The organism is Bounagaea algeriensis, from assembly GCF_054491375.1.
The window spans coordinates 1304318-1328908 of record NZ_CM137102.1 but is presented as its reverse complement, the minus strand read 5'-3'; the positions used below and the strand labels follow the sequence as shown (position 1 = coordinate 1328908).

The 24591-nt window shown below is 70.3% G+C and carries 22 protein-coding genes; 9 read left to right on the top strand and 13 right to left on the bottom strand.

Translation table 11 applies throughout. The features are described from left to right. Positions 1-520: 520 nt before the first annotated feature. Genes ACVGV2_RS06110 through ACVGV2_RS06090 form a run of 5 tightly spaced genes read right to left on the bottom strand, consistent with a single transcriptional unit; the run spans position 521 to position 4811 of the window. On the bottom strand, positions 521-1285 hold the full coding sequence (locus tag ACVGV2_RS06110) for a putative hydro-lyase (RefSeq protein ID WP_459165894.1): 765 nt from the start codon (positions 1283-1285) through the stop codon (positions 521-523). A gap of 32 nt (positions 1286-1317) precedes the next feature. Further along, positions 1318-2211, bottom strand: coding sequence for a 5-oxoprolinase subunit C family protein (locus tag ACVGV2_RS06105; RefSeq protein ID WP_459165068.1), 894 nt, complete (start codon positions 2209-2211; stop codon positions 1318-1320). Next, positions 2208-2819: a 5-oxoprolinase subunit B family protein gene (locus tag ACVGV2_RS06100; protein ID WP_459165067.1), complete on the bottom strand. Its 612-nt coding sequence runs from the start codon at positions 2817-2819 to the stop codon at positions 2208-2210. Before ACVGV2_RS06100 ends, ACVGV2_RS06105 begins: the two co-directional genes overlap by 4 nt. Positions 2820-2827: 8 nt before the next feature. After that, positions 2828-3589, bottom strand: a complete 762-nt coding sequence (locus ACVGV2_RS06095; protein ID WP_459165066.1) for a LamB/YcsF family protein — start codon at positions 3587-3589, stop codon at positions 2828-2830. A 1-nt stretch (position 3590) separates the two neighbouring features. Then, entirely contained in the window at positions 3591-4811 is a 1221-nt protein-coding gene (locus ACVGV2_RS06090) for an NRAMP family divalent metal transporter (RefSeq protein ID WP_459165065.1), read from the bottom strand. Positions 4812-4977: 166 nt separating this feature from the next. Here ACVGV2_RS06090 and ACVGV2_RS06085 point away from each other — a divergent pair, with 166 nt between their 5' ends. Beyond that, positions 4978-5682 carry a GntR family transcriptional regulator gene (locus ACVGV2_RS06085; RefSeq protein ID WP_459165064.1) on the top strand — a complete coding sequence of 235 codons (705 nt, stop codon included), beginning with the start codon at positions 4978-4980 and terminating at the stop codon, positions 5680-5682. Between the two features lie 390 nt (positions 5683-6072). Next, positions 6073-7617, top strand: coding sequence for a UxaA family hydrolase (locus ACVGV2_RS06080; RefSeq protein WP_459165063.1), 1545 nt, complete (start codon positions 6073-6075; stop codon positions 7615-7617). Between the two features lie 60 nt (positions 7618-7677). Here the strand turns inward: ACVGV2_RS06080 and ACVGV2_RS06075 are convergent, their stop codons facing one another. Further along, positions 7678-8808, bottom strand: coding sequence for a PLP-dependent cysteine synthase family protein (locus tag ACVGV2_RS06075; protein ID WP_459165062.1), 1131 nt, complete (start codon positions 8806-8808; stop codon positions 7678-7680). An 806-nt stretch (positions 8809-9614) separates the two neighbouring features. Here ACVGV2_RS06075 and ACVGV2_RS06070 point away from each other — a divergent pair. Both ACVGV2_RS06070 and ACVGV2_RS06065 read left to right on the top strand, forming a co-directional pair. Further along, positions 9615-11654 carry an arabinofuranosyltransferase gene (locus tag ACVGV2_RS06070; protein WP_459165061.1) on the top strand — a complete coding sequence of 680 codons (2040 nt, stop codon included), beginning with the start codon at positions 9615-9617 and terminating at the stop codon, positions 11652-11654. 229 nt (positions 11655-11883) lie between these two features. Next, on the top strand, positions 11884-12186 hold the full coding sequence (locus tag ACVGV2_RS06065) for a hypothetical protein (RefSeq protein ID WP_459165060.1): 303 nt from the start codon (positions 11884-11886) through the stop codon (positions 12184-12186). 182 nt (positions 12187-12368) lie between these two features. Here ACVGV2_RS06065 and ACVGV2_RS06060 read toward each other — a convergent pair whose 3' ends face one another. From ACVGV2_RS06060 to ACVGV2_RS06050, 3 genes are all read right to left on the bottom strand, one after another. Then, the gene (locus ACVGV2_RS06060; protein ID WP_459165059.1) at positions 12369-12491 is read right to left on the bottom strand and encodes a hypothetical protein; all 123 of its coding nucleotides are present in this window, start codon (positions 12489-12491) and stop codon (positions 12369-12371) included. A gap of 114 nt (positions 12492-12605) precedes the next feature. After that, complete coding sequence (locus ACVGV2_RS06055) at positions 12606-13460, bottom strand: SAM-dependent methyltransferase (protein ID WP_459165058.1); 855 nt, start codon at positions 13458-13460, stop codon at positions 12606-12608. A 441-nt stretch (positions 13461-13901) separates the two neighbouring features. Next, the gene (locus ACVGV2_RS06050; protein ID WP_459165057.1) at positions 13902-14306 is read right to left on the bottom strand and encodes a hypothetical protein; all 405 of its coding nucleotides are present in this window, start codon (positions 14304-14306) and stop codon (positions 13902-13904) included. Between the two features lie 230 nt (positions 14307-14536). On the opposite strand from ACVGV2_RS06050, the gene ACVGV2_RS06045 reads away from it, so the two are divergent. The 3 genes from ACVGV2_RS06045 (at position 14537) to cas6e (ending at position 17353) form a co-directional block, all read left to right on the top strand. Beyond that, on the top strand, positions 14537-15709 hold the full coding sequence (locus tag ACVGV2_RS06045) for a hypothetical protein (protein WP_459165056.1): 1173 nt from the start codon (positions 14537-14539) through the stop codon (positions 15707-15709). A gap of 47 nt (positions 15710-15756) precedes the next feature. Next, the gene (locus ACVGV2_RS06040; protein ID WP_459165055.1) at positions 15757-16410 is read left to right on the top strand and encodes a hypothetical protein; all 654 of its coding nucleotides are present in this window, start codon (positions 15757-15759) and stop codon (positions 16408-16410) included. Between the two features lie 223 nt (positions 16411-16633). Next, positions 16634-17353, top strand: coding sequence for a type I-E CRISPR-associated protein Cas6/Cse3/CasE (cas6e, locus tag ACVGV2_RS06035; RefSeq protein WP_459165054.1), 720 nt, complete (start codon positions 16634-16636; stop codon positions 17351-17353). A 187-nt stretch (positions 17354-17540) separates the two neighbouring features. Here cas6e and ACVGV2_RS06030 read toward each other — a convergent pair whose 3' ends face one another. The 3 genes from ACVGV2_RS06030 to ACVGV2_RS06020 form a co-directional block, all read right to left on the bottom strand. Further along, positions 17541-17780: a hypothetical protein gene (locus ACVGV2_RS06030; protein ID WP_459165053.1), complete on the bottom strand. Its 240-nt coding sequence runs from the start codon at positions 17778-17780 to the stop codon at positions 17541-17543. A gap of 183 nt (positions 17781-17963) precedes the next feature. Further along, positions 17964-19010, bottom strand: a complete 1047-nt coding sequence (locus ACVGV2_RS06025) for a hemolysin family protein (protein WP_459165052.1) — start codon at positions 19008-19010, stop codon at positions 17964-17966. Continuing rightward, positions 19010-20353 carry a hemolysin family protein gene (locus ACVGV2_RS06020; RefSeq protein ID WP_459165051.1) on the bottom strand — a complete coding sequence of 448 codons (1344 nt, stop codon included), beginning with the start codon at positions 20351-20353 and terminating at the stop codon, positions 19010-19012. Before ACVGV2_RS06020 ends, ACVGV2_RS06025 begins: the two co-directional genes overlap by 1 nt. 180 nt (positions 20354-20533) lie before the next feature. Here ACVGV2_RS06020 and ACVGV2_RS06015 point away from each other — a divergent pair, with 180 nt between their 5' ends. Both ACVGV2_RS06015 and ACVGV2_RS06010 read left to right on the top strand, forming a co-directional pair. Beyond that, complete coding sequence (locus tag ACVGV2_RS06015; protein ID WP_459165893.1) at positions 20534-21850, top strand: MFS transporter; 1317 nt, start codon at positions 20534-20536, stop codon at positions 21848-21850. Positions 21851-22009: 159 nt separating this feature from the next. Beyond that, entirely contained in the window at positions 22010-22600 is a 591-nt protein-coding gene (locus ACVGV2_RS06010) for a copper chaperone PCu(A)C (protein WP_459165050.1), read from the top strand. 216 nt (positions 22601-22816) lie between these two features. On the opposite strand, the gene ACVGV2_RS06005 is transcribed toward ACVGV2_RS06010, so the two are convergent. Beyond that, entirely contained in the window at positions 22817-24424 is a 1608-nt protein-coding gene (locus ACVGV2_RS06005; protein WP_459165049.1) for a peptide chain release factor 3, read from the bottom strand. Positions 24425-24591: the final 167 nt, after the last annotated feature.

Genomic DNA, 24591 nt, shown 5'->3' with positions numbered 1-24591 from the left:
CGAAGCCACCCCCGAGACGGGCCCGCCATCCCGCCCTTGCACCCACCCCTGAACCCGCCCGCGAAATGCACACACCCCGATCAGCTGAGACGTTTGCGGAACCGGCGCGGAGCTGTTCTCGCAGCCTCCCGGACACCCCGGTACCCGCCGGCCGCACACCCTCCGAGCAGATCACGGCGCCGAACGTCCTCGACGGGACGCAGGGCCGTCTTCGACGTGTTCGGTGTCACATGCGCGCCGGGAAGCTGCGCTCACCGCGCCGTGTTGTACGAACCGGCCGGTGCGCCCGTGTCCCCCGGGCCTCACCTATTGCCTTCGCGGAATACCGTCCGGCTGGAACCGCGTCGCGCCACAACGCCGAGAGGCGACCGGCGCACCGGTCCTTCCCACGACACGCGGTCCCCCGCTCTTTCTCCTCGGGCGGGGGACCGCGTGGTTCGGCCCGGCTCGGGCGCTGCGGCTGTGACCGGGATCAGCACCGCCGCCCCGGACGCTGCGGCTCGGCGGGGCATGCACGGTTTCAGGGCACGAGGAACGCGCTGTCGACCTCGTCGGTGATCGCCATGTGCCCGGGCGCGTGCGCGATCGCGAAGGACGGCCGCGAGTGCATCACCGCGGCCTGCGGGGTGACGCCGCATCCCCAGAACACGGGGACCTCACCTGGTCGCACCTGCACCGGATCGCCGAAGTCGGGCCGCTCCAGGTCGGCGATGCCCAGCTGCTGCGGGTCGCCGACGTGCAGCGGCGCGCCGTGCACCGCCGGATAGCGCGCGGTGACCCGCACCGCGGTGGCCACCTGCTCGGCCGGGATCGGCCGCATCGACATCACCACGGGCCCGGCGAGATCGCCGGCGGGCCGGCAGCGGCGGTTCGTGCGGTACATCGGCACGTTGCACCCGTCCTGGAGGTGCCGCACCCCGACGCCGGCGGCGAGCAACGCGGCCTCGAAGGTGAAGCTGCACCCGATGAGGAAGGCCACGAGGTCGTCCCGCCACAGGTCGGCGACCTCGTCGCGTTCCTCGGCGAGCTGCCCGTCGCGGTACACGCGGTAGGCCGGCAGGTCCGTGCGCAGATCCCCGGCGAAGCACTCCGCGTCCACCGCGCCCGGTTCGGCGACGTCGATGATCGGGCAGGACCGCGGGTTGCGCTGCCCGAACAGCAGGAAGTCGTAGGCGTGCTCGCGCGGCACGGCCAGCAGGTTCGCCTGCGTGAACCCGGAGCTGTAACCGGCGGTGGGCACGCGCCGGCCCGCGCGGAACACCGCCCTCGCCTCGCGCGGCGTCATCGCCTCCGGACCTGCCGTCTCAGCCGGACCTGTCATCTCGCGTCCTCCTTCCGCACCGGAGCGGTCCCGGTGGCGCGGCGGAACCGCACCGCCTGCCCGGGGCGCGCCTGCGCCGCCCGGTCGACGTCGGCAGCGGGCACGACGGCGATCACCGGGTACCCGCCCGTGACCGGGTGGTCGGCCAGGAACAGCGTGGGCGTGCCGGACGGCGGCACCTGCAGCGCACCGGCGACCATGCCTTCACTGGGCAGCTCCCCGGGACGGTCGCGGGTCAGCTGCGGCCCGGACAGGCGCATGCCGACCCGGTCGCTGTCGGCGGTGACAGCGTATTCCGCGCTGAACAGCGTGCGCAGCGCGTCCGCGGTGAACCAGTCGGCACGCGGGCCGGGCACTGCGCGCAGCTCGAGCGGCCCGTCCGGCGGGCCGGGCACCGGTGCCTGCTCCACGCACGGGAACGCGGCCGGAGCCGGCCCGACCGGCAGCCGGGTGCCTTCGGTGAGCCGTTCCGGACCGAGCCCGGCGAGCACGTCGGTGGCGCGCGATCCGAGCACCGGTTCGACCGCGATCCCGCCGCGCACGGCCAGGTAGGTGCGCAGGCCGCGGTCGGGCCGGCCGAGCCGCAGGGTGCTGCCGGTGTCGAGCCGTAGCACCGCGTGCATCGCGGCGCCGCGCCCGTCGACGCTGAGCGGGCAGGGCGCGCCGGTCAGCGCCACCGTGACCGCTCCGCGGGCCACGAGTTCCAGACCGCCGAGGGTGACTTCCACGGCCGCGGTGCCCTCCGGGTTCGCCAGCAGCCGGTTGGCCAGGCGCAGCGCACCGCGGTCGGCGGCACCGGAAGTGCCGACGCCGATGTGCCCCAGCCCGGGCCGTCCGAGGTCCTGCACCGTGGCCAGCGGTCCGGCCGAGCGCACCCGCAACTCGCTCATCCGGCCTCCTGGAACCGCACGCGCACTCCCGGCCGCAGCAGTGCGGGCGGGTCCCGGTCGACGCTCCAGATCCGAAGCTCGGTGCGGCCGATGAGCTGCCACCCGCCCGGGGATTCGCGCGGGTAGATGCCGCTGAACTCCCCGGCGAGGCCGACCGCGCCGGCCGGCACGCGGGTGCGGGACTCGGCGCGGCGCGGCACGTTCAGCTGCCAGCCCTGCCCGGCGAGGTAGCCGAAGCCGGGGGCGAAACCGCCGAAGGCGACGGTCCACTCGGTTGCGGTGTGCCGGTCGACGAGCTCGCGTTCGGTCAGTCCGGTCGACCGGGCCACTTCGGCTAGGTCTTCACCGTCGTAGAGCACGGGCACCTGCAGCACGTCCGCGGTGCGCTGCCACCCGCCTGCGGGTCGGGTGGCGCGCACGCCGCGCTCGACCGCGGCCGCGTCCGCGGTGCGCGGGTCGAGGTGCAGCAGCAGCGTGCGCGCGGCGGGCACCAGGTCGGTCACCCCCGCGGGCGGGTCGGCCGCGAGCGCGGTGTAGAGCGCGTGCACCTGGTCGAGGTCGTCGAGTTCCACGAGCAGACCGGAGTCCGCGCAGGGCAGGAAACGCATCGGCGGCCTCACCGGGTTTCCGGTGCGAACGGGCGCAGCGGCACTCCTGCCTCGGCGAGCCGGTGCCGCACCGTGCGGGCGATGGCCACCGCGTCGGGGCTGTCGCCGTGCACGCAGATCGACTCGGCGCGCACCGTGATCTCCGTGCCGTCGGCGGCTTCGATCGGCTCCCCGCGGGCGAAGCGGACGCACCGCTCGGCGATGCGTTCGGGCTCGTGCAGCACCGCGCCTTCCTCGCGGCGGGGCACCAACGTGCCTTCGGGGGTGTAGGCGCGGTCGGCGAAGGCCTCGCGCTGCACCCGCAGGCCCGCGCGTTCGGCCTGGTCGAGCCACTCAGAACCCGGCAGGCCGAGCACGGCCAGGCCGGGGTCGAACGCGCGCACGGCTTCGACGAGCGCGCCGGCCTGCTCGGCGTGCCGCACGATCGCGTTGTACAGCGCCCCGTGCGGTTTGACGTAGCGCAGTTCGGTTCCGGCCACGCGGGCGAAGCCGGCGACCGCGCCGAGCTGGTAGAGCACGTCGTCGGTCAGTTCCGCCGGGGGCATGTCGATGTAGCGGCGGCCGAAGCCGGCGAGGTCGCGGTAACCGACCTGCGCGCCGACGGCGACGCCGCCGGCTGCGGCGCGGTCGACCGCGCGGCGGATGACCGAGGGGTCGCCGGCGTGGAAACCGCAGGCCACGTTGGCACTGGTGACGATGCCCAGCAGCGCGTCGTCATCGCCCAGTTCCCAGTGGCCGAACCCTTCGGCGAGATCGGCGTTGAGATCCATGTCAGCTCCACAACTCCGCGATTCCGGTCAACGAGTTCGCCCCCAGATACACCGTCAGCAACCAGGCCAGCACGCCGATCACGAGCAGCCACCGGGGGTAGCGGTAACCGCCGAGCAGGTCGGTGCGCCGCAGTGCGACCCACATGAGCACGCCGAACCCGACGGGCAGGATGAGGCCGTTGACCGCGCCGGCCAGCACGAGCAGCGTCTTCGGGGGTTGGTCGAGCAGCAGGTAGACCGCCGCGGACACGGCGATGAACGCGCCGATCAACCAGTTCCGCTTGGCGGCGAGTTTCGGCGAGAAGGTCACGAGGAACGACACGGAGGTGTAGGCGGCGCCGACGACCGAGGTGAGGCTGGCGGCCCAGAGGATGACGCCGAACAGGCGCATGCCGGCCTCGCCGGCGGCGTGCCCGAAGGCCGCGGCGGTGGGGTTGCCGCCGGTCAGCACGGCCCCGCCGGCGACGACACCGAGGATCGCGAGGAACAGCACGATCCGCATCACGCCCGTGACCAGCAGCGACACCACGGAGCTGCGGCTGACTTCGGAGACGCGCTCGGGGCCGGTCAGGCCGGCGTCGACGATGCGGTGCGCTCCGGCGTAGGTGATGTAACCGCCGACGGTGCCGCCGATGAGCGTGGTGATGGCGAGGAAGTCGACCTGTTCGGGCAGCACCGACTGGCGCAGCGCCTCGCCTGCCGGCGGGGAGGAGGCGATGGTGACGTACAGGGTCAGCAGGATCATCGCACCGCCGAGCGCCACGACGATGCGGTCCACGGCCACCCCGGCGCGGCGGCTGAGGAAGATGCCGATCGCGATCAGCGCGGAGACGGCACCGCCGATCTTGACGTCGAGCCCGAACAGCGCGTCGAGGCCGAGCGCGGTGCCGGAGACGTTGCCGATGTTGAACACGAGGCCGCCGAACACGACGAGCGCGGCCATCGCGTAGCCCAGCCCCGGCAGCACGCGGTTGCCGAGGTCCTGCGCGCGCAGCCCCGAGACGCCGATGACGCGCCAGACGTTCAGCTGCACCGCGATGTCGACGAGGATGGACACGAGGATCGCGAAGGCGAACGCCGCGCCGAGCTGCACGGTGAACTCGGTCGTCTGCGTGAGGAAGCCGGGGCCGATGGCGCTGGTGGCCATGAGGAAGACCGCGCCGAGCATCGCTCCGCGGCCGCCTGCCCGTCCGGCGGTGCTCGTGGAGAGGTTCCGACCCATGCCGCTCCGATCACACACGGTCCTCACCGCGGTGGTGAGGAGGTTCGATGGCATCACCCAGTGCGACGTCGGGCGGCAATCTAATAGATTGTTCAACAATCCTGCAATAGATCATCGCGGATAGACTGCGCGGACGAAGATCGTGAAGCGACACGGGAGTTCGGCCATGACCGGAAGCGAGACCCGGGACTGGGGCGAGGTGCTCGCCGCCGATCGCGCCCTGCTCGACCGGACGAGCACCGCGGAACGCGTCGCCGATGTCCTGCGGCAGCGGGTCATCGAGGGAGCGCTCGCCCCCGGCACGCGCCTGTCCGAGGAGACCGCCGGACGCGCGCTGGCCGTATCCCGCAACACGCTGCGCGAGGCGTTCCGCCTGCTCGTGCACGAACGGCTGCTCGTGCACGAGTTCCACCGCGGGGTGTTCGTCCGCGTGCTCAGCGCCGCCGACGTCATCGACCTCTACCGGATGCGGCGCATGCTGGAGACGAGCGCCCTGCGCACGGGCGACCCCACCGCCGAGGGCGCGGCGGCGGTGGACGCGGCGGTCTCCGACGGGCAGCGCGCCGCGTCCGAGCAGCGCTGGTGGGACGTGGGCACGGCGAACATGCGGTTCCACCAGGCCGTCGCCGCGCTCGCCGGCAGCGAGCGCGTGGACGAGACGATGCGCCAGCTGCTGGCGGAGCTGCGCCTGGCCTTCCACGTGATGTCCCGGCCGCGCGAGTTCCACGAGCCTTTTCTCCAGCGCAACCGCGCCATCGCCGACCTGCTGCTCGCCGGGCGCCCCGCCGCGGCGGCCCAGGCGCTGGACGAGTACTTCGACGTCGCCGAGGACCAGCTCGTCGCGGCCTACCGCGACGCCGCCCCCTCCTGAGCCCACCCGCGTCCTGAGTCCACCCGCCAGGTCACCCGGCCAGGGGTTTGTACGTTTCTCGAGAAATGTACAAACCCCTGCGCAACGGGGCCTCTTTCGAGTGATGCGGCCTCGGGCTGCGCGGAAGTGGTACCTCCAGCTGGGTGACTGCCCTCGGATTTGGGCGCGGTCGACGACACCGTTCGCGAGCGTCTCGCGGAGCACCTCGCGTTGACACGGCGTTGGCCCGGACCTACCGTGATCACGATGCCAACAATCGTCCGATATTTCGGACACCTACGGATGCCGAGGCCGGGCGCTCGCACCGTCGGACGGTGTGGCACCGCTCCACGAACCCGGCCCCCACGAGCATCCGGCCTGCAGTGACCCGCACATCCCGACGGGGGCGCCATGTCGACCGCCGCGAGCACGCCCAGCCTCATCCACCTCCGGGACGTCGACGACGTCGCCATCGCCGGTGACGTCCTCGCTCCCGGAACGCCCGCACCCCTCGGCACCAGCACCATCGCCGCGCGCGGAGAGATCGACCGCGGGCACAAGATCGCCGTGCGGGACCTGCACGAGGGCGACCCGGTCCGCCGGTACGGGCAGATCATCGGGTTCGCCAGCACCGACATCGCCTGCGGCGAGCACGTCCACGAGCACAACCTCGAATACCGGGAGTTCCGCCGCGACTACGAGTTCGCCGTCGAAGCGCAGCCGGAGCAGCTGCTGCCCGAGGCGCAGCGCGCCACCTTCCAGGGCTACCGCCGCAGCGACGGCAAAGTCGGCACGCGCAACTTCCTCGGCGTGCTCACCAGCGTGAACTGCTCGGCCACGGCGGCCAAGAACATCGCCCAGCGGATACGTTTCTCCGGCGCGCTCGAGGACTTCGACAACGTCGACGGCGTCGTGGCCCTCACCCACGGGACCGGGTGCGGCATGTCCCCGGACGGCGAGGGCATCGAGGTGCTGCGCCGCGTCCTGCGCGGCTACCTCACGCACCCGAACTTCGCGGGGTTCCTCGTGCTCGGCCTGGGCTGCGAGGACAACCAGATCGTCAAGCTCACCCAGGACGTGCCGATGCGCGCCGACGTGCCCGTGGTGACCAGCACGATCCAGGAGCTCGGCGGCACGGCGAAGACCGTGCGCGAGGGCGTGGCCCGGATGACCGAGATGCTGCCGGAGGCCGACAGGGCCCGGCGCGAGACCGTTCCCGCCTCGGAACTCGTCCTCGGCGCCGAGTGCGGCGGCTCCGACGCGTACTCGGGCATCACCGCCAACCCGGCCCTCGGCTCGGCGGTCGACCGGATCGTCGCCCACGGCGGCACCGGCATCGTCGGGGAAACACCGGAGATCTACGGCGCCGAGCACATGCTGCTGCGCCGCGCCGCCTCCCCGGCCGTGGCGCAGAAGCTCGTCGACCGCATCGCCTGGTGGCAGGACTACACCGCGAAGAACGGCGGATCGATGGACAACAACCCCTCGCCCGGCAACAAGGCGGGCGGGCTGACCACGATCCTGGAGAAGTCGCTGGGCGCGGCGGCGAAGGCCGGCACGACCACCATGCGCGACGTCGTCGAGTACGGCGAGCCCGTCACCGAGCGGGGTTTCGTGTTCATGGACACGCCGGGATACGACCCGGTGTCGGTGACCGGCATGGTCGCCGGCGGCGCCAACCTCGTCTGCTTCACCACCGGCCGCGGGTCGGCGTTCGGCTGCGCCCCGGTGCCGAGCCTGAAACTGGCCACCAACACCCCGATGTACGAGCACATGCACGAGGACATGGACGTCAACTGCGGGCAGATCGCCGACGGCACGGCCACAGTGGACGATGCCGGCGGGGAGCTGTTCGAGCACGTGCTGCGCGTGGCTTCCGGCGAGCGGACCAAGAGCGAGGAACTCGGCTACGGCGAGGAGGAGTTCGTCCCCTGGCACATCGGCACCGTCATGTGACCGCGGCCGGGCGCCGGCTCAGCCGGCCGAGCCGCTCGCAGGGCGTCCTGGCTCGACGGTTCAGTCGAGCACCCCGGTGCGCAGGAACGAGTGCAGGCGCTGCAGCGGCGGTTCGATGTCGATGCCCTCCTCGGCGAGCCACGAGTCCGAGTAGTACTTGTCGAAGTAGCGGTCGCCCGGATCGCAGAGGAACGTGACCACGCTGCCGGTGCGGCCCGCGGCGAGCATCTCGGCGACGATGCGGAACGCCGCCCACAGCCCGGTTCCGGTGGAGGCGCCCGCGCGGCGGCCGAGCATCTCCTGCAGCCGGCGGATCGCCGCGATCGCGGCGGCGTCCGGCACGCGCATCATGCGGTCGATCGCGGTGCCGAGGAAGCTCGGCTCCACCCGCTGGCGGCCGATGCCCTCGATGCGCGAACCGATCTCGGTTGTCACCAGCGGATCGGCGGTCTCCCACGCCGGCAGGAACGCCGAGTTCTCCGGATCGGCCACGCAGATGCCGGTGTGCCGCCCGGTGTAGGTGACGTAGCGGGCCAGGGTGGCCGACGTTCCGCCGGTGCCCGCGGTGGCCACGATCCAGTCCGGTTCCGGGTGGCGCTCGGCCGACATCTGCGCGAACAGCGACTCCGCGATGTTGTTGTTCCCGCGCCAGTCGGTGGCGCGTTCGGCGTAGGTGAACTGGTCCATGTAGTGGCCACCGGTTTCGTCGGCCAGCCGCGTCGCCGCGTCGTAGACCTCGCTCGCGCGGTCGGTGAAGTGGCACTCGCCGCCGTAGAGCTCGATCAGCTCGATCTTGTTGCGGCTCGTGCCCCTGGCCATGACGGCGATGAACGGCACGCCGATGAGCTGCGCGAAGTACGCCTCGGAGACCGCGGTCGAGCCGCTGGAGGCCTCGATGACCGGGCGGCCGCGGCGGATCCACCCGTTGCACAGCCCGTACAGGTACAGCGAGCGGGCCAGGCGGTGCTTCAGCGAACCGGTCGGGTGCGTCGACTCGTCCTTGAGGTAGAGGTCCACACCCCATTCGGCCGGCAGCGGCACCGACAGCAGGTGCGTGTCCGAGGAGCGGTTCTCCTCCGCCTTGATCCGGGCGATCGCGTCGACGACCCACCGCCGGTGCTCGGGGTCCGCGCGGTTGATGTCGATCTCGGCCTCGCCGCCGGTGCGCGTTCCGCTCCTGCTCTCCGCCATGCCTGCCTCCAAAGCCGGATCGGCGCAGTCCCCCACCGGCCGGTTCCGCGCGGCGTGCGACGTCGTTCACGCACCGCCGGCCGCCCGAACCGCGGCCGCCCGAGCTGCCGCGGAATTCAACTCCCGTGGATTCTCCCAGGTGGGAGGGCGACACCGGGCCTCCGGTGAGCTCGGCGTCCTCGCCGTCCCGGTCTCCGCGGGCGTCGGCGCGTGCCAGTGCTGCTTCGATGGACGCTGCCGCGGCCATCCGCTGCGGGATGAGCAGTTCACCGCAGAGCTCTTCGGTCATCGTTGCGGTTCAGTTTCAGCTGCGTTCACGTTCGTCGAGGACGGTGGCTGGTGATCGTGTTTTTTCTCGCCCGACCGATTCGACGGACCGCGGCGTCGTCCGACCGCGGCCATTCCGCACCCCCGGCGTGCTCCTGCGCGGGATCTAGCATCATCTGCCCGAGACGCAGCAGCCGAATCACGCCCGATTTGAGCAGTGAGGACGCCGGAATCGTGACGGGAGAGCGGAAAATCCGACAAACACGCTCGCGGAGGCGGCCGCTGCCGCCATCCGCAGTGCTGCCTCGCGTGGCCGACGACGAGCTCTCGCGGGACACGACCGCCACGCATGTCCGCGCCGGCGAGCTGCGCTCACGCGCGAGCGCGGTTCCGTCGGACTCCCGGGTGCTCCCGGCCGAACCGCCCGCGTCCGCGGAGCGGTCCAACGACGGTGCTCCGCTCCAGTGCAGCCAGCCTATGGGCAGCCAGCCGATGCGCAACGCAGTTCCGCAGCTCACCCCGACCGGAGGAGGTCGATCGTGACCGAAACCGTGCCGCGCCCGGCGGCGGCCGATCCGAGCGCGCCGGAGGAGCCGCGCCGCACTCCGTCGACGCAGCGGCCGGTGCTCAACACCGTGCTCGAGCTCGCCGCGGGCTCCGTGCTCGCGGTCGTGGTGAGCATGCTGCTGCAGTTCGGCATCGCGCATCTGGGCTTCGGCGAGCCCGGCCACGCACCGGAGAAGCTGACGGTGGCGGGCTGCTCCGCGGTCCTGGTCGTGGTGGTGCTGCTCGCGATGTACGGCTACCGGCATCGGCCGCGGTGGCTGCTGCTGGGCGGGACCTGGGCGACGCTGTCCACTTTCGCCACGGTGGCGCTGGCGACACCGTTGCAGGGCACGCGCTACTTCTTCGGCGGATCGGGAGGCGACAACGCCTTCCGGATGCAGTACATGACCCGGATGGCCGAAACCCCGGGTCTGGCCGACATGAACTACGTCGACGCCGCGCCGTACTACCCGGCCGGGTGGTTCTGGTTGGGCGGGCGTTTCGCCAACCTCCTCGGCTGGCCGGGCTGGGCGGCGTACAAGCCCTACGCCATCGTGTGGATCGCGGTGGCGGCGGTCGTGGCGTTCACGCTGTGGAGCCTCCTGGTGAACCGCCGCCTCGCGCTGCTCGCGGCGTTGGCGACCACGCTGATCGGGATGGCGACCGGTGAGTTCGTGTGGACCCCGATCGGCGTCGGCGAGCCCTACGCCTGGCCAGCGGCGTCCTGGCTGCCCCCGGTCGCGGTGCTGACCTGGCGCGCGTTGGGGCGCGCCTCCCGCCCCTCGCACTGGACGCTGGTCGGCATCGGTGCCTACCTGGGCTTCGCCGCGGCCACCTACACGCTGTACTTCGGGTTCGCCGTGCTGCTCACGGTGAGCATGGCCGTCGTGCTGGGGGTGCTGCGGGTGCGCGGTGGCGAACGGGCAGCACCGGTGGTGGGCGAGCAGTTCAGGCGGCTCGTGCCGATCGGGGCGGTCAGCCTCGCGATCGCGCTGCTCGTGTGGACCCCGTACCTGCTGGCCACGAACTTCATGCTGAGCGCACCCCCGAGCGCTGCGCAGCGCTACCTGGCGGAGGGGAGCGCGTACCTGCCGGTCCCGATGACGGACGCCGGTGCGTTCGGGGCGATCTGCCTGGCCGGGCTGGCTTGGCTGGTCCTGCGGTGCCGCCGCCACGAAATCGCCGCCGCGCTGCTGTGCGCGGCCATCGCCGTGTACGGGTGGTTCGGGCTGTCCGCGCTGGCCCTGTTCGCCGGCACCTCGCTGCTGTCCTTCCGGCTGGACCCGGTGTTCGAGCTGGTGCTGGCCACGGCCGGGATCTTCGGTCTGGCGGAGTTGCTCGACCACCTGCGGCGCACCACCACGATCCAGCGCGCCGCCCTGCCCGTCACCGCTTTCGCCGCCGCCCTCGGCCTGCTGGGCGCGATCAGCCTGGAGCACAAGGCGCTGCAGGGGAACTTGGCCGGCGGTATCCAGCTCGCCTACGAGGACTACTACCCGACCGGGGTCAACGCGCAAGGCGGGAGCGATCCCACCGCCGACGGCGCCCACAACGACGAGCTCACCGCCGCGATCGACGAACTCTCCGGGCGGCAGCCCGAGGACAACATCGTGCTCACCACCCACTTCGAGCCGCTGGTGTTCCAGCCGTACTGGGGCTTCCAGCACAAGACGCCGCACTACGCCAGTCCGCTCGCGCACTACGGCCAGCGCAACGCCGAGATCACCGAGTGGTCGCAAGCGCGGGACAGCCAGCAGCTGCTGAACATGATCGACCGCAGCAACTTCGCCGGGCCGAACGTGTTCGTCCTGCGCAACCCCGCCGCGCCGGGGGAGGCGAACATCGATCCGGCCACCAAGGAGCAGGCCACGCCGCAAACCTCCGACGACTTCACCATGACCATCAGGCAGGACGCCTTCCCCCACATGCCCGGCCACAACGAGTACCAGGCGCACTTCGACCCCGCCGCGTTCCACTCGCCGGAGTTCAGCCACCGCCAGGTCGGACCGTTCACCGTCATCGCCCGTCGCTGAACCACGTCAGGTGCGCGTCCGCTCGGCAGGCCCGGAATCACGCCGGGCCTGCCGCTCGCAGTTCCGGCCGCGCATCACCGGCTGTGCATCACCGGTGTGCAGCTCCGACTGCGCAATTCCGACTGCGCAGCTCCACCGCCGGTGGGGTGCGACCGCCGGCGGACGTCACCCGGCGGATGTCACCGGAATCTCGGTACATCCGCCGGCCCGCTCCGCATAGCGTGCGTGCATGCACTGCCCACGCTGCGATCTGCGCACGCGCAGGACCAAACCGCGGAAATCCGAGCCACCGCGAATCCCGCGGCACTACGGTCTGGAACTGAAGTGGCGGCTGTTCTCCACCTCGTACGAGCAGGACCTCTGCGCCGCTTCCGGAAACCCCGCCACCGGTGCTCTCCGCAGCAACGGCAGCAACAACCAGATGCGCTGCCCCGCCTGCGGGGAAACGCACGGACGCAAGAAGCGGGGGCGCATCAAGGACCACCAGCACAACGGGAAGCGGTGCGACGGCGCCGAGGCCAATCTCGGCTGAATGCACCACGAGCTGCACGGCGCTGAGCCCGTATGCACTGGGACAGCTCGAACCACCCCCGCGTGCGCGGGGAGTACGGGACCCATCCGGGCCATGATCTGTGCGCCCACGGACCACCCCCGCGTGCGCGGGGAGCACCCTTGATGACCAGGCACGATAGCAGTCTGAATCCCGTTGTGCTTTCAGTTCGTGAGCAGCAACCGGTAGAGCACGAGTCCGGCGAGCACCGCCAGCGCCAGTCCGAGCAACTCGGGCCGGAACTGGTAGATTGCCCCGAACACGACAGCAACGACCAGCAGCAACATCCACGCGGTCTGCTCGGGGACCCTGAGCCCCCTGCCGGCGCATCGCCTCGAAACCGGACCGCAGCCGCAGCATCCCGGCCGCGACATTGTCCACCCTCCGCTGGGCCACCCCGGTTACGCGTGCTCGGTGCTGCCGGCGTGGGAGGTGGCCGAGGTTTTGCACCCGATGGCAGCGCGGGTGGACCAGGAGGCGGGGATGCTCGTCGGTGGCGCGGTGTGCGCGTGCCAGTGCGTGGTGGGCACGATTCCCGGTTCGATCAATTCCAGCCCCTGGAACAGCTCGGCGAACTGGTCCGGGGTGTGCAGCCGGTAGGGCACGACCTCGCCGCTGTTGTACTGCTCCTGGGCCTGGGCGTGTTCCGGATTGGTGTTGGTGGCGTCGTTGATGACGAGATAGCTGCCCACCGGTAGCGCACCCAGCAGCCGATGCACGATCGCCTGGGTGCTCGCGTGATCGGGCATGTGGCCCAACACCGCGATGAACAGCAGCCCCACCGGGCGGGTGAAATCCAGTGTCTCGGCGGCGCGGCGCAGGATCGTCGCGGGATCGCGCAGGTCGGCGTCCAGGTAGTCGGTGGCACCGGCTGGAGTGCTGGTGAGCAGTGCACGAGCGTGGGTCAGCACGAGCGGGTCGTTGTCGACGTAGACGATGCGGGATTCCGGCGCGAACCGCTGAGCGATCTCGTGCGTGTTCTCCGCAGTGGGCAGACCGGTGCCGATGTCCAAGAACTGGCGGATGCCGCACTCGCCGAGGAGATACTGCACGGCCCGCGCGAGAAAGCTCCGACTGTCGCGGGCTTGCTGGGTGATGTCGGGAAACATCCGCTCGTACTGCTCGCCCGCCTCGCGGTCCACCGCGTAGTGGTCCTTACCACCGAGCCAGTAGTTGTACAGCCGCGTCGAATGCGGCATGGTCCCATCCACCCCCGTGTGCGGCTGCTGGCTGTGCGGTAACGCCGATTCACTCATCCTGGCCTCTCTTTCCCGGCGGCACGACAGCACGCGATGCGAGCAAGATCGTACTTGCTCGGCAGTGGTGTGTCCTGTCTGTACTTCTGGCTCCCGCTCGCCGAGGCAGGCGTGCGGCGTGCCTTCGGCATCAGTGCGGCGGTGGAGAAGAGAAACGACCAACCAGACGAAGACCACGACCACTGTGGCCTGCCCCAGGGGCAGGTCCAGCTGCACGCGCACTTCAGACCGCTTCTCGGGGACCGCACAGATCACCCCCGCGTGCGCGGGGAGCACATCGTGCACGAGCTCAGCGAGCCCCTGCACGACAGATCACCCCCGCGTGCGCGGGGAGCACACTTGATGACCAGGCACGGTAGCAGCCCCAACCTCGTTGTACTTTCAGTTCGTACGCAGCAACCGGTAGAACCCGAGCCGCTACGTGCGCCGAAAGATCCGGAATCACTCCCCGCGGCGATCCTTGCGCCGCAAGGCGGCGATGGCACCGCAGCAGACGAGCCCTACCAGCAGCACGATCCCGGCGAGCACCGCCAACGCCAATCCGAGCAACTCAGGCCGGAACTGATAAATCGCCCCGAGCACGACTGCAACGACCAGCAGCAGCGTCCACACGGTCCGCTCGGGGACCCTGAACCGTTCCTCCCGCCGACGCATCGCTTCGAAACCGGGCCGCAGTCGCAGCATCCAGCCGAACCACACGCCGCGCAGCTCGACGTGGGTCAACGCGTACGTGTCCACCCACTTGCGGTTGACCCGCAACCAGTCGGCTCCCGCGACGAGCTTGATCCCCCACTCCCGGAACAGGGTGATGACGAAGACCGCACCTCGGCGGAGAAGGTCGGCCACGCGCTGTCGGAGATCACGAAAACGGCCGCGGGTCTCATCGCCAGTGTGGAGGAGACCGCCGGGAAGATCGACGCCAGTGACAGCAGCTACGGCCAAGCCGACAACACCAGCGCCGAAGAGTTGCAGCGGCAGGGCCAAGAGCTCGGCCCCGACTGAACCCGACCGGTCACAACCTCTTCTGAAATGAGCACGGGCAGTTCACGAAGCAGCAGGAAAGGACACTGGGGTCGATGGCAGGCGAGCTCAACACGGAGGTGCTGGACGATCCGGCCTCGTGCCGGACCACCGCCGACTGGCTGAAGCAGGTCAAGCCCGGGGTGACCCACGTCGGCGACGTCGTCTACAGCAAGCGGGGCGCTTCAGAAAGCTTCTGGCAGGGCACGGCCGCCGATGCCGCCCGGCAGACGTTGACCTCTCAGGGCAAGGACGCCGACACCCTCGAAGAGCTCGTCCAGCAGGTCAAAACGGCGCTGGAGACCTTCGCCGGGGAGATCGACACCATGAACCAGCGGATGCGCCAGGCCCGGACCGTGGCACGCGAGGGTCAGCTCACCGTCACACCGACCGCCATGCTGCCACCGGGACCGGCTCCCACCGGCAACCTTCCTCCCGGCCCAGCGGGGCACCCGGCAGGCGTGCACCACGGCCAGCAACCTGGTCCGGCTGATGCCGCCGTGGCCGCTCACGAGGCCAAGAAGCGCGCGTTCCGGGAAGCCCGAACGACCGTCCAGGACGCCCGCGCCAAGCAGGAGGAGGCCCACACGGCCCTGGACAAGGCCATGAAGGACCCCCTCGCGGTGGTCAAGGCCACCAAGACCTACTCCACGATGGTCGCCAGCGGAGCCCTGAGCAGCATCAAGAACGCCCACGAGGAAGCGGGCCGGCTCTTCGAAAAGGCCGGTCGATACGACTCCGCTGCCTCCACCATGCAGGCCCGGGCCAAGAACAAGACCGGAAACCTCAGCCGGATCGGCAAGAACGCCGCCGCCGAAGGCGAGAGGCTCGCCAACGAAACTCGAGCAAAGGCCACCAACACCAGCAAGTTCCACGGTCCTCTCGGTGAGCGAGGGCGGAGCTGGGTTGCTGCTGATCCCAGCCGCTGGGTCACGGGCAGTTCGAAAGCCGCCAAAGTCGGGTCGAAAGCGCTGCGCGGGGTCCCGTTCGTCGGTACGACGTTCACCGTGGTTTCCGGTGGCATTGATGTTGCTATGGGCAAGGACGTGGGCGAAGCCGTCGAGGACACCGGCGCCAACCTCGCCGGCGGTGCCGCCGGCGGCTGGGCCGGTGCCGCCGTCGGCAGCGCGATCTGCCCTGGCGTCGGCACCGTCATCGGCGGCGTCGTCGGCGGCATCGCAGGCGGCATGCTCGCCAGCTCGGGCGCGGACGCTGCCACCGGGGACTGAACCCTGCTTCGCACGGACTCGTCGATGATTTCCAGGAGGAGGTTGGCATGAAGGACGGGCTGTTCATGGCCACTTCCGAGCTGCCGCCCAAACCCGACCCGGTATCGGGCGAACCTCGCCCCCCGCGCGCCCCGGGATTCAACAAGGGGGACAAACCACCCAAGGACCAGGACCGGGATCGCGACCAGAGCATCCGTCGCATGCCGAGCCCGCCGGAAGGCGAAGGACGCATGCTGGAGTGGTATCGCCACAGCCAGCGCAACGCCATCCTCGGCGGACTGCTCGGGTTCGTCTTCATCGTGATCGGGGTCACCCTCCTGCAGGGCTTCAACCTCACCTGGATGACCATCTGGTGGATGTGGCCCCTGATCGGCCTATTCGCCCTCGGCGTGTACTCCTCGTTCCGGTCGGTCGAATGCGCGGCCGGTGCGGAATGGCTCAAAGTCGGCAAGAGCTGGGTCCGGATGTACGAGCTCACCGAGATCAAGGCGCGGCACCGCAGTCACTCGATCCACCTGGACTTCAAGGACAGCACCGGACGCGAGCTCATGGTCAAGTCCGACGACATCCAAGAGGACCGCGACATCTGGGACCTCGTCTACAACGGGATCCTGCACTCCGTCATCGCCGGCGGCGCGAAAACCAACGGCACGGTCCACAGCGCGTTCAAGGTGCCACGCCCCGAAGGCTGGCAGGGGTGACGACGTTGCGGAGAGTTGGACGCGGCCACGCGGCACAGGCGTGACCGAGAGCGTCTAACTGCAGCAGACCCGCCCCCGAAGAAACCGCGGTCACCGATGCCGCAGCCGAGCCGAGACGCGATCACCCGGTCTCGTTCGACCGCCGCGACCGCCGCTACGCCACCCGGGCCGTGCGCACCGGGGAGGTGCCCGTGCCTTCGGATCCAGTCGATGGAGCTTTTCGATGTTCCTGAGCAAACTCCCGGTCAACACCGCCTCCCGGAACTTCCGCCGCGACGTCGCGAACGTGCACGACATGCACCGGACCGTGATGACGGCGTTCCCGGACACCGACCAGTCCTCCGCGCGCAGCGAGCACGGTGTGCTGTGGCGGCTGGACGGCACGGCGGAGGGGTACGTGCTGTACGTGCAGAGCCGAACCCGGCCGAACTGGGACGCGCTGCCGGAGAACTACCTCCGCGAACGCGGGAAGGTGCGCTGCTTGCAGCCCGTGCTGCAGGCCGTCCGACCCGGTGCCGCGTTCCGGTTCCGGATGGTCGCGAACCCGACGCGCCGGCTGCACCCGAACAACGACCAGCGCAACGACGGGACCCGCCGGCACAACCGCCGGGTCCCCCTGCAGCACCCGGAGGAGCAGCTGTCCTGGCTGGCTCGGCAGGCCGAACAGCGCGGGTTCGTCCTCCTGGCCGCGAGCACCGGGGATCCGGACGGGGCGGCCACGCCGCTTCCCGAGCTCAACGGACGGCAGCAGGAAGCGGCCCGGGAGGCCAAGGGCCGGCGCAACAAGATCACCGCCGCGCCGGTGCGTTTCGACGGGCGCCTGGTCGTGACCGACCCGGACCAGCTCGTCCGGGCGATCACCGACGGCATCGGCCCGGCGAAGGCCTACGGCTGCGGGCTCATGAGCTTGGCACCCGTGACCAGTGGTGCGGAGAGCAGCTGAAGGAACAGCCGCCGACGACCAGCTCGGCCTGGACCAGAAGCCGTGCAGGTGCCCATCGCCCGGGACCGCAGCCCGCCCCGAGCACGGCGGCCCACAGCCCGAGTGATCACCCGGTCGGTCAGGCCCCGTTCCGCTGCTGCCCGACGGTTCCCCGATTTCGAACAGCTCCGCTGGCAGGGCAGAAGGTTCAAGCCCCGTGGTGGTTCTGGCCGTGTGACTCGGACTCGTTGGTGGTGAGCTTCAGGATGATCCAGAGCACTCCGAGCAGACCGCCGAGCAGCGTCACCGGACTGGCGAGGGTTTCGAGGTAGGTGTTTTCTTCGATTTTTCCGTATCCGGTGAATGTGCCTCTGCCGAGGAGGAGCAGCAGCGGGAGCAGGAAGAGGAAAGTGATCCCTCCGAGAAGGGTGGTGTACATGTTGCGCATGGGATGTGTGATCTCTGTCGAGGATGCTTTCCCGCCGTTTCGGGGGTGATTCCTACTGTAGTGCCGTTGCGACTGGGATGCGAATGCAACGTCGGCACACCGCGCATTCTTCGCGGTAATACCGGAGATAGACCCTTCCTCGGGATGCGCTGCCGACTTCCGTGCTGCGTGCGCCTGCTGCGGTTATGCCGACCGGCGGCGGTGGGCGGTGTCGCGGATTTCGCCGACGAGTTGTTCGAGTACGTCTTCCAGGGCCACGACGCCGAGGGCGGTGCCGTGGGAGCCGGTGACCCGGGCCAGGTGGGTGCCTTGGCGGCGCATGGTGTGCAGGGCTTCGTGCAGCGGGGTCTGGTCCGACACGGTGGGCAACGTGCGCAGCGCACCGGCCAGCGGTGGCTGTCCCGGTGGCGGTGTGGTGCGGGCGGCGGTGAGGGCGTCGCGCAGGTGCACGTAGCCGGCCAATTGACCGGTGTCGTCGGTGACGGGAAACCGGGAGAACCCGGTGCGGGTGGCCGTGACCTGCACGTCGTGCGGGCCGGCGTCGGCCGGTATGGTCACCAATTCCTCCCGGGGAAGCAGCACCGCCTCGACCGCGTGCTGCGGGAACTGCAATGCGCGTTCCAGCAAGTCGTGTTCGGCGCTGGGCAGCATGCCGTGTGCGTGGGACTCGTCGATCAGCGCTGCCATGTCCTCGCGGCCGTAGCTGGCGGCGACCTCCTCGCGCGGGCTGACCCGCATGAGCCGGACCAGGCCGTTGGCCACGGCGTTGAGCGCGGCCACGGCGGGTTTGACCACTCGCACGAGTCCGTACAGCGGCGGTCCGAGCAGCAGCGCGGCCCGTTCCGGTGCGGCCAGGGCGAGGTTTTTCGGCACCATTTCGCCGAAGACCATGTGGAAATAGGTCACCACCGCTAGCGCTAGCACGAACGCCACCGGGTGCAACAACCAGTCCGGCAGGCCCAGCGCGGTGAACGGGACTTCCAACCAGCGGGCCACGACCGGTTCGGCGACCGCACCCAGGCCCAGCGAGCACGCGGTGATGCCGAGCTGGGCGGCGGCCATCATCAACGACACCCGCTCCATCGCCTGCAGCGTCACTCGCGCCATCCGGCCGCCGGAGGCAGCGCGCGGCTCGATCTGGCTGCGGCGCGCCGAGATCAGGGCGAACTCGGCTCCGACGAAAAAGGCGTTGCCCGCCAACAACACCACGGCCAGCAGGATCGATCCCATCAGACGTGCTCCTCCTGCCCGCCACCATCGCCGGTGTCTGCTGGTTGGCCCTGCACATCGACGCGGTCCACGCGGAATCCGTCCATCCGCCGCACCGTGACCCTGACGCTGCCCGAGGAGAGGGGAAGGGTGAGCACGTCGCCTGCGGTGGGAATCCGCCCCAGTGAGTACTGCACCAGCCCGCCGACCGTGTCGTACTCGCCGTGCTCCGGTAGCGCGATCCCGGTCAACTCAGCCACTTCATCAGGCCGGGCCAGCCCGGAGACCGTCCACACCCCGTCCGGGCGTTGCCGGACCGGCATGCCGGCTGGGTCGTGTTCGTCGCTGATCTCGCCGACCAGTTCCTCGAGCAGATCCTCCAGGGTGACCACACCGGCCGTGCCGCCGTACTCGTCGACCACGATCGCCAACTGCATGCCTTGGCGGCGCAGCAGCGCCAGCAATCCGTCGAGGTCCTTGCTTTCGGGTACGAGCACGGGACGGGACATGATCGTGCTCACCGGCTGGTGGCGCTCGTGCTCCGGCACCGCGACGGCCTGTTTGAGATGCACCACCCCCACCGGATCATCCGCGCTGTCACCAACCACGGGAAACCGGGAATGCCCCGTCGTTTCGGAGGCTGCGACCACGTCGGCGGCCGGTGCTGCCGCTGCCACGGTGCGCACCCGCCGCCGCGGCGTCATCACCTCGGCCGCGGTCTTCGCCCCGAGCGCGAGCGAGCGCGACACCAGCCGCACCGTTTCCGCGTCCAACACGCCCTGCTCACCGGAATGCTTCGCCGTCCAGGCCAACTCCTGCGGGGAACGCGCCGAGGCCAGCTCTTCCTGCGGGGCCACCCCCACCATCCGCAGCACCCTGTTGGCCGAGCCGTTCAACACGCGGATCAACGGCCCAGCCGCAGTCGTGAACCCCCGCTGCAACGGGGAGGCCACGCGAGCGATCGGCCACGGACGCGCAATCGCGAGATTCTTCGGCACCAACTCGCCGAACACCATCTGCACACCGGTGGCGACCAAGAACGCGAGGGTGAACGCCACCGGCGTGGCCGCCTGCCCCAGCCCCACCGTCTGCAACGGGCCGCGCAACAACGCCCCCAGCGAGGGCTCGGCGACATAGCCCACGACCAGGCTCGTGACCGTGATGCCCAACTGGGCACCCGACAACTGCGTCGACAACGACCGCAACGCCGCCTGCACGCCCCGAGCACGTCGATCACCCGCCTCGGCAGCACGATCCACCCGCGCCCGGTCCACGGTGACCAACCCGAACTCGGCGGCCACGAACACCGCGTTCGCCCCGACCAGCACCACCGCCAGCCCGAGCAAGACCCACTCAACCGCCACGGGCCCCACCCCAACGACCGGCACACGCCCACACCACCATGCGTGTCAGCCTAAAAGTCCGCTCCCACCGCGCCGCAGGCAGGCGCACGTCTGCCCGACAGGAGGCGACGGTCCAGCGAGAGCCGGCCCCGCGACCCTCCAACACGGCGAGCCCAACGATGTTGTGGAAATGGAGCTCCTATCCTTGCCCGTGTGGACACGTCATCCGCTTCCGCGTCCTCGGGGGTGCGCCGTGATTGGCGTGCGGTGCTCAGTTGGGCCTTGTGGGACTGGGGGTCGGCGGCGTTCAACGCCATCATCGTGACCTTCGTCTTCACGGTGTACCTGACCGATACCGTGGCCCCTGACCCGGACAGCGGGTCGCGGGGGCTCGGAGTCGCCCTGGCCGTGGCGGGGTTGCTCGTCGCGGTGCTCGCGCCGGTCACCGGACAACGCAGCGACGTTGGCGGTCGGCGCAAGCTGTGGCTCGGCGTCCACACGGGTCTGGTCGTGCTGAGCATGGGCGGACTGTTCTTCGTCCGGGACGATCCGTCCTACCTGCTGCTGGGATTGGTGCTCCTCGCGGTCGGCAGCGTCTTCTTCGAGTTCGCTCAGGTCAACTACAACGCGATGCTCCTGCAAGTCTCCCGACGGGGCACCGTCGGGCGGGTGTCCGGTTTCGGCTGGGGGGCGGGCTACTGCGGCGGCCTCGTCGCGCTGGTGATCGTGCTGTTCGCCTTCATCCAACCCGAGGTGGGCCTGTTCGGTGTGACTGGCGAGGACGGCCTGAACATTCGGGTGGTCGCGGTGTTTTCAGCGTTGTGGTTCGCGGTTTTCGCGCTGCCGGTCTTGGTCTGCGTGCCCGAGGCGCCGCCCTCCGGGGACTCGCGGCGGCTGAGCTTTCTCGCCAGCTACGTCGCGCTCGGCAAGCGGCTCGCGGGCATGTGGCGCACCGAGCGCCGCACGCTGTGGTTCCTCGGAGCCAGTGCCATCTACCGTGACGGGCTGGCCGCCGTGTTCACCTTCGGCGGAGTGATCGCCGCGGGCACCTTCGGTTTCAGCGCCACCGAGGTCGTGCTCTTCGCGATCGCGGCCAACCTCGCTGCCGGTGTCGGCGCGGTCCTCGGCGGCTGGCTGGATGACCTGCTCGGACCGAAAAGGCTGATCGTCATCGGTTTGAGCGCTCTGATGTTGCTGGGCACCGCTTTGGTGGTCCTCGAGGGCGCGACCGCGTTCTGGATCTGCGGCCTGGCGCTGGCGATATTCGTGGGACCGACCCAGTCGGCCAGTCGCACCTTCCTGGCCCGGATCGTCACCTCGGCGCGTCAGGGAGAAGCGTTCGGGCTCTATGCGACAACCGGACGCGCGGTGAGCTTCCTCGGCCCGCTGGCCTTCAGCAGCTTCATCGCCGTGTTCGGAGTCCAGCGGGCAGGCATGGCCGGGATCGTGCTCGTCCTCGCCCTCGGCCTCATCGCGCTCCTTCCCGTCCGCGCGCCGCAACACCAACGGGAGAGCTGACGAAGGTGTCACGGCGGGGCGAGCGACAACTACCAGCGGCCCCCGACGTCGCAACCGCGGCGAATTTGCCCGGCACAGTTCGGCTGAGGAAGATGGCAACATGGGCACGGGTCCGCAGGGTCGGATCGTCCGCGGCTACGAGGGAGGGATGCTGCAACCGTGATCCGTCCGCAGCACCGCACGAGCGCACGCCTGCGACTGGTTCCGGTCGCACTCGGACTCGGCGCCGCCGTCGTCCTCGGGGGGTGCAGCGCCGGCCAGGACGCGGAAACGCGCACGCAGGTCGCCGCCGTCAACGGCGCCTCGGGCGACACGGGCAACATCGCGATCCGCAACGTCCAGTTCACCTTCCCCCGGACCGGCGAGGTCTACCCCCAGGGGGCCTCCGCCCCGGTGCAGGGAATGATCATCAACTCGGGCGAGACCAGCGACCGCCTCGTCGGGGCCTCCAGCTCGTACGCGGCCTCGGTCCAGGTCAGCGGCGCGACCGAGCTGCCCGGCGACACCGCCCTGCACGTCTACGGAGCGCCGGCCCCGAGCGCCGAGCACTCCGGCTACGCCCAGCCGCAGCCCCGCCCCGGCCAGCGCGAGGTCACGATCACCGTCCACGGCCTCACCGAACAGATCGGGCCCGGCGTGACCATCCCGGTGACCTTCCGCTTCGCCCAGGCCGGAGAAGCCACCGTGCAGGTACCCATCGCCCGGGACCACAGCCCACGCCCCGAGCACGGCAGCCCACAGCCCGAGTGATCCGTTCCGGCGCCGAACCGACCGGGCGGTGCCGCCCAACTAGCAAATGTGGTTCGCGTAGCGAGGCTGGGCACCGCGGGGATCTCGCTGGCGCCGGTGCTGCTGGAGCGGCTGATCGCCGAACTGGGCTGGTGCGCGGCAAGGAGCAGACCGCCGCTCGGGCCGCGGCCCGATTGAGCCGCGGTCCGGTGGAACCGCGGGAGCACGCGCTCGGAGTCATTCGGTGGTTTCCTCCTCGGCGGTGCCGAGGACGTGTCGCAGGTCCAGTTCGGGGCGCAGGCGCAGCAGCGAGCGCAGCGCGATGTTGTCGGTGAACACGGCCAGCAGCGAGCCGTCGCGGCGTTGCAGGACCTCGCTGGTGCGGGTCTGCAGCTGCGGCCGCTGCTGCGGATCGCCGACCAGCCGCACCACGTGGTACGGCAGCCGCTCCAGTGTGATCGGGGCGCCGAACTCGCCCTCCATGCGCTGAGTGGCCACGTCGAACTGCATCGGCCCGACCGCGGCGAGCACCGGCGCTCCCCGCCCGCGCTCCTCGGAATGCAGCACCTGCACCACCCCCTCCTGGGACAGCTGCTCGATACCGCGGCGGAACTGCTTCGAACGGCCGGGATCGGTCGCGCGGGCCACGGCGAAGTGCTCCGGCGTGAAACTGGGGATGCCGGGAAACTCCACCGCCGGTTTGCCGCTGTAGAGCGTGTCGCCCACGCCCAACGCCGACGCGTTGACCAACCCGACAACGTCGCCGGGATAGGCCGTCTCCACCGTGTCGCGCTGCTGCCCGAAGACCTGCTGGGCGTACTTCGTCGCGAACGGCCTGCCAGTGGCAGCATGCGTCGCGGTCATCCCGCGGTGGAACTCCCCGGAACACACGCGGGCGAAAGCCACCCGGTCACGATGCGCCGGATCCATCCCGGTCTGCACCTTGAACACGAACGCCGAGAACGATTCGTCCACGGGCCGGGCGTCACCGCGGGCGTCCGCGCGCGGGCCCGGCGCGGGCGCGAGCCGGACCAGCAGGTCGAGCAGCTGGCCCACGCCGAAGTTGCGCACGGCCGAACCGAACAGCACCGGACTCGCCGACGCGGCATGAAACGCCGCGGTGTCGAGATCGCCGCCATCGGCCGAGAGCAGTTCCGCCTCCTCCACGGCCTGCTGCCACTCCTCGCCGACTTCGGCGGCGGCCTCGTCCGGTGCCAACCGGCGCTCCGCCGCGAGGTGCGCACCGGCCGCCTGACGCTGGTAGCCGACGAACTCGCCGCTGTCCCGGTCCAGCACGCCGCGGAAGTCCCCGGCAACACCGACCGGCCAGGTCAGCGGCATCGGCCGCAGCCCGATCTTCGCGCGCAGCTCGTCGCACAGCTCCAGCGCCTCGCGGCCGGGCCGGTCCCACTTGTTGATGAACGTGATCACCGGGATGCCGCGGTGCCGACACACGTCGAACAACTTCAACGTCTGCGGCTCCAGACCCTTGGCCGCGTCCAACAGCATCACGGCCGAATCCACCGCCGCCAACACGCGGTAGGTGTCCTCGGAGAAATCCGCGTGCCCCGGCGTGTCCAACAAATTGATCACGCTGTCGCCGTAGTCGAACTGCAACGCCGCCGAGGTGATCGAAATACCCCGACTGCGCTCCATGTCCAACCAGTCGGAGACGACGCCACGCCGCCCGGCCTTGCCGTGCACCGCGCCGGCTTCGGAGATCACCCGCGCGTGCAGCGCCAACGCCTCGGTCAACGTCGACTTACCCGCATCCGGATGACTGATCACGGCGAACGTACGACGCCGCGCCGCCTCCCACGCCGGATCGGCCGCGGCCGTGCTCATGAGATCTCCCCTCGCTCCCTGGTCAGCTGCGAACTGTCAGCTACGAAACGTCTGGCCGAAGGACTCCGACGGCTCGACTCGGCCTCGCCGTAGCGGTACTGCTACCAGACCGCGCGCCGTCGCTTCGGTCGGACGATCGGGGTGTTCCCACAAAAATAACACTTACG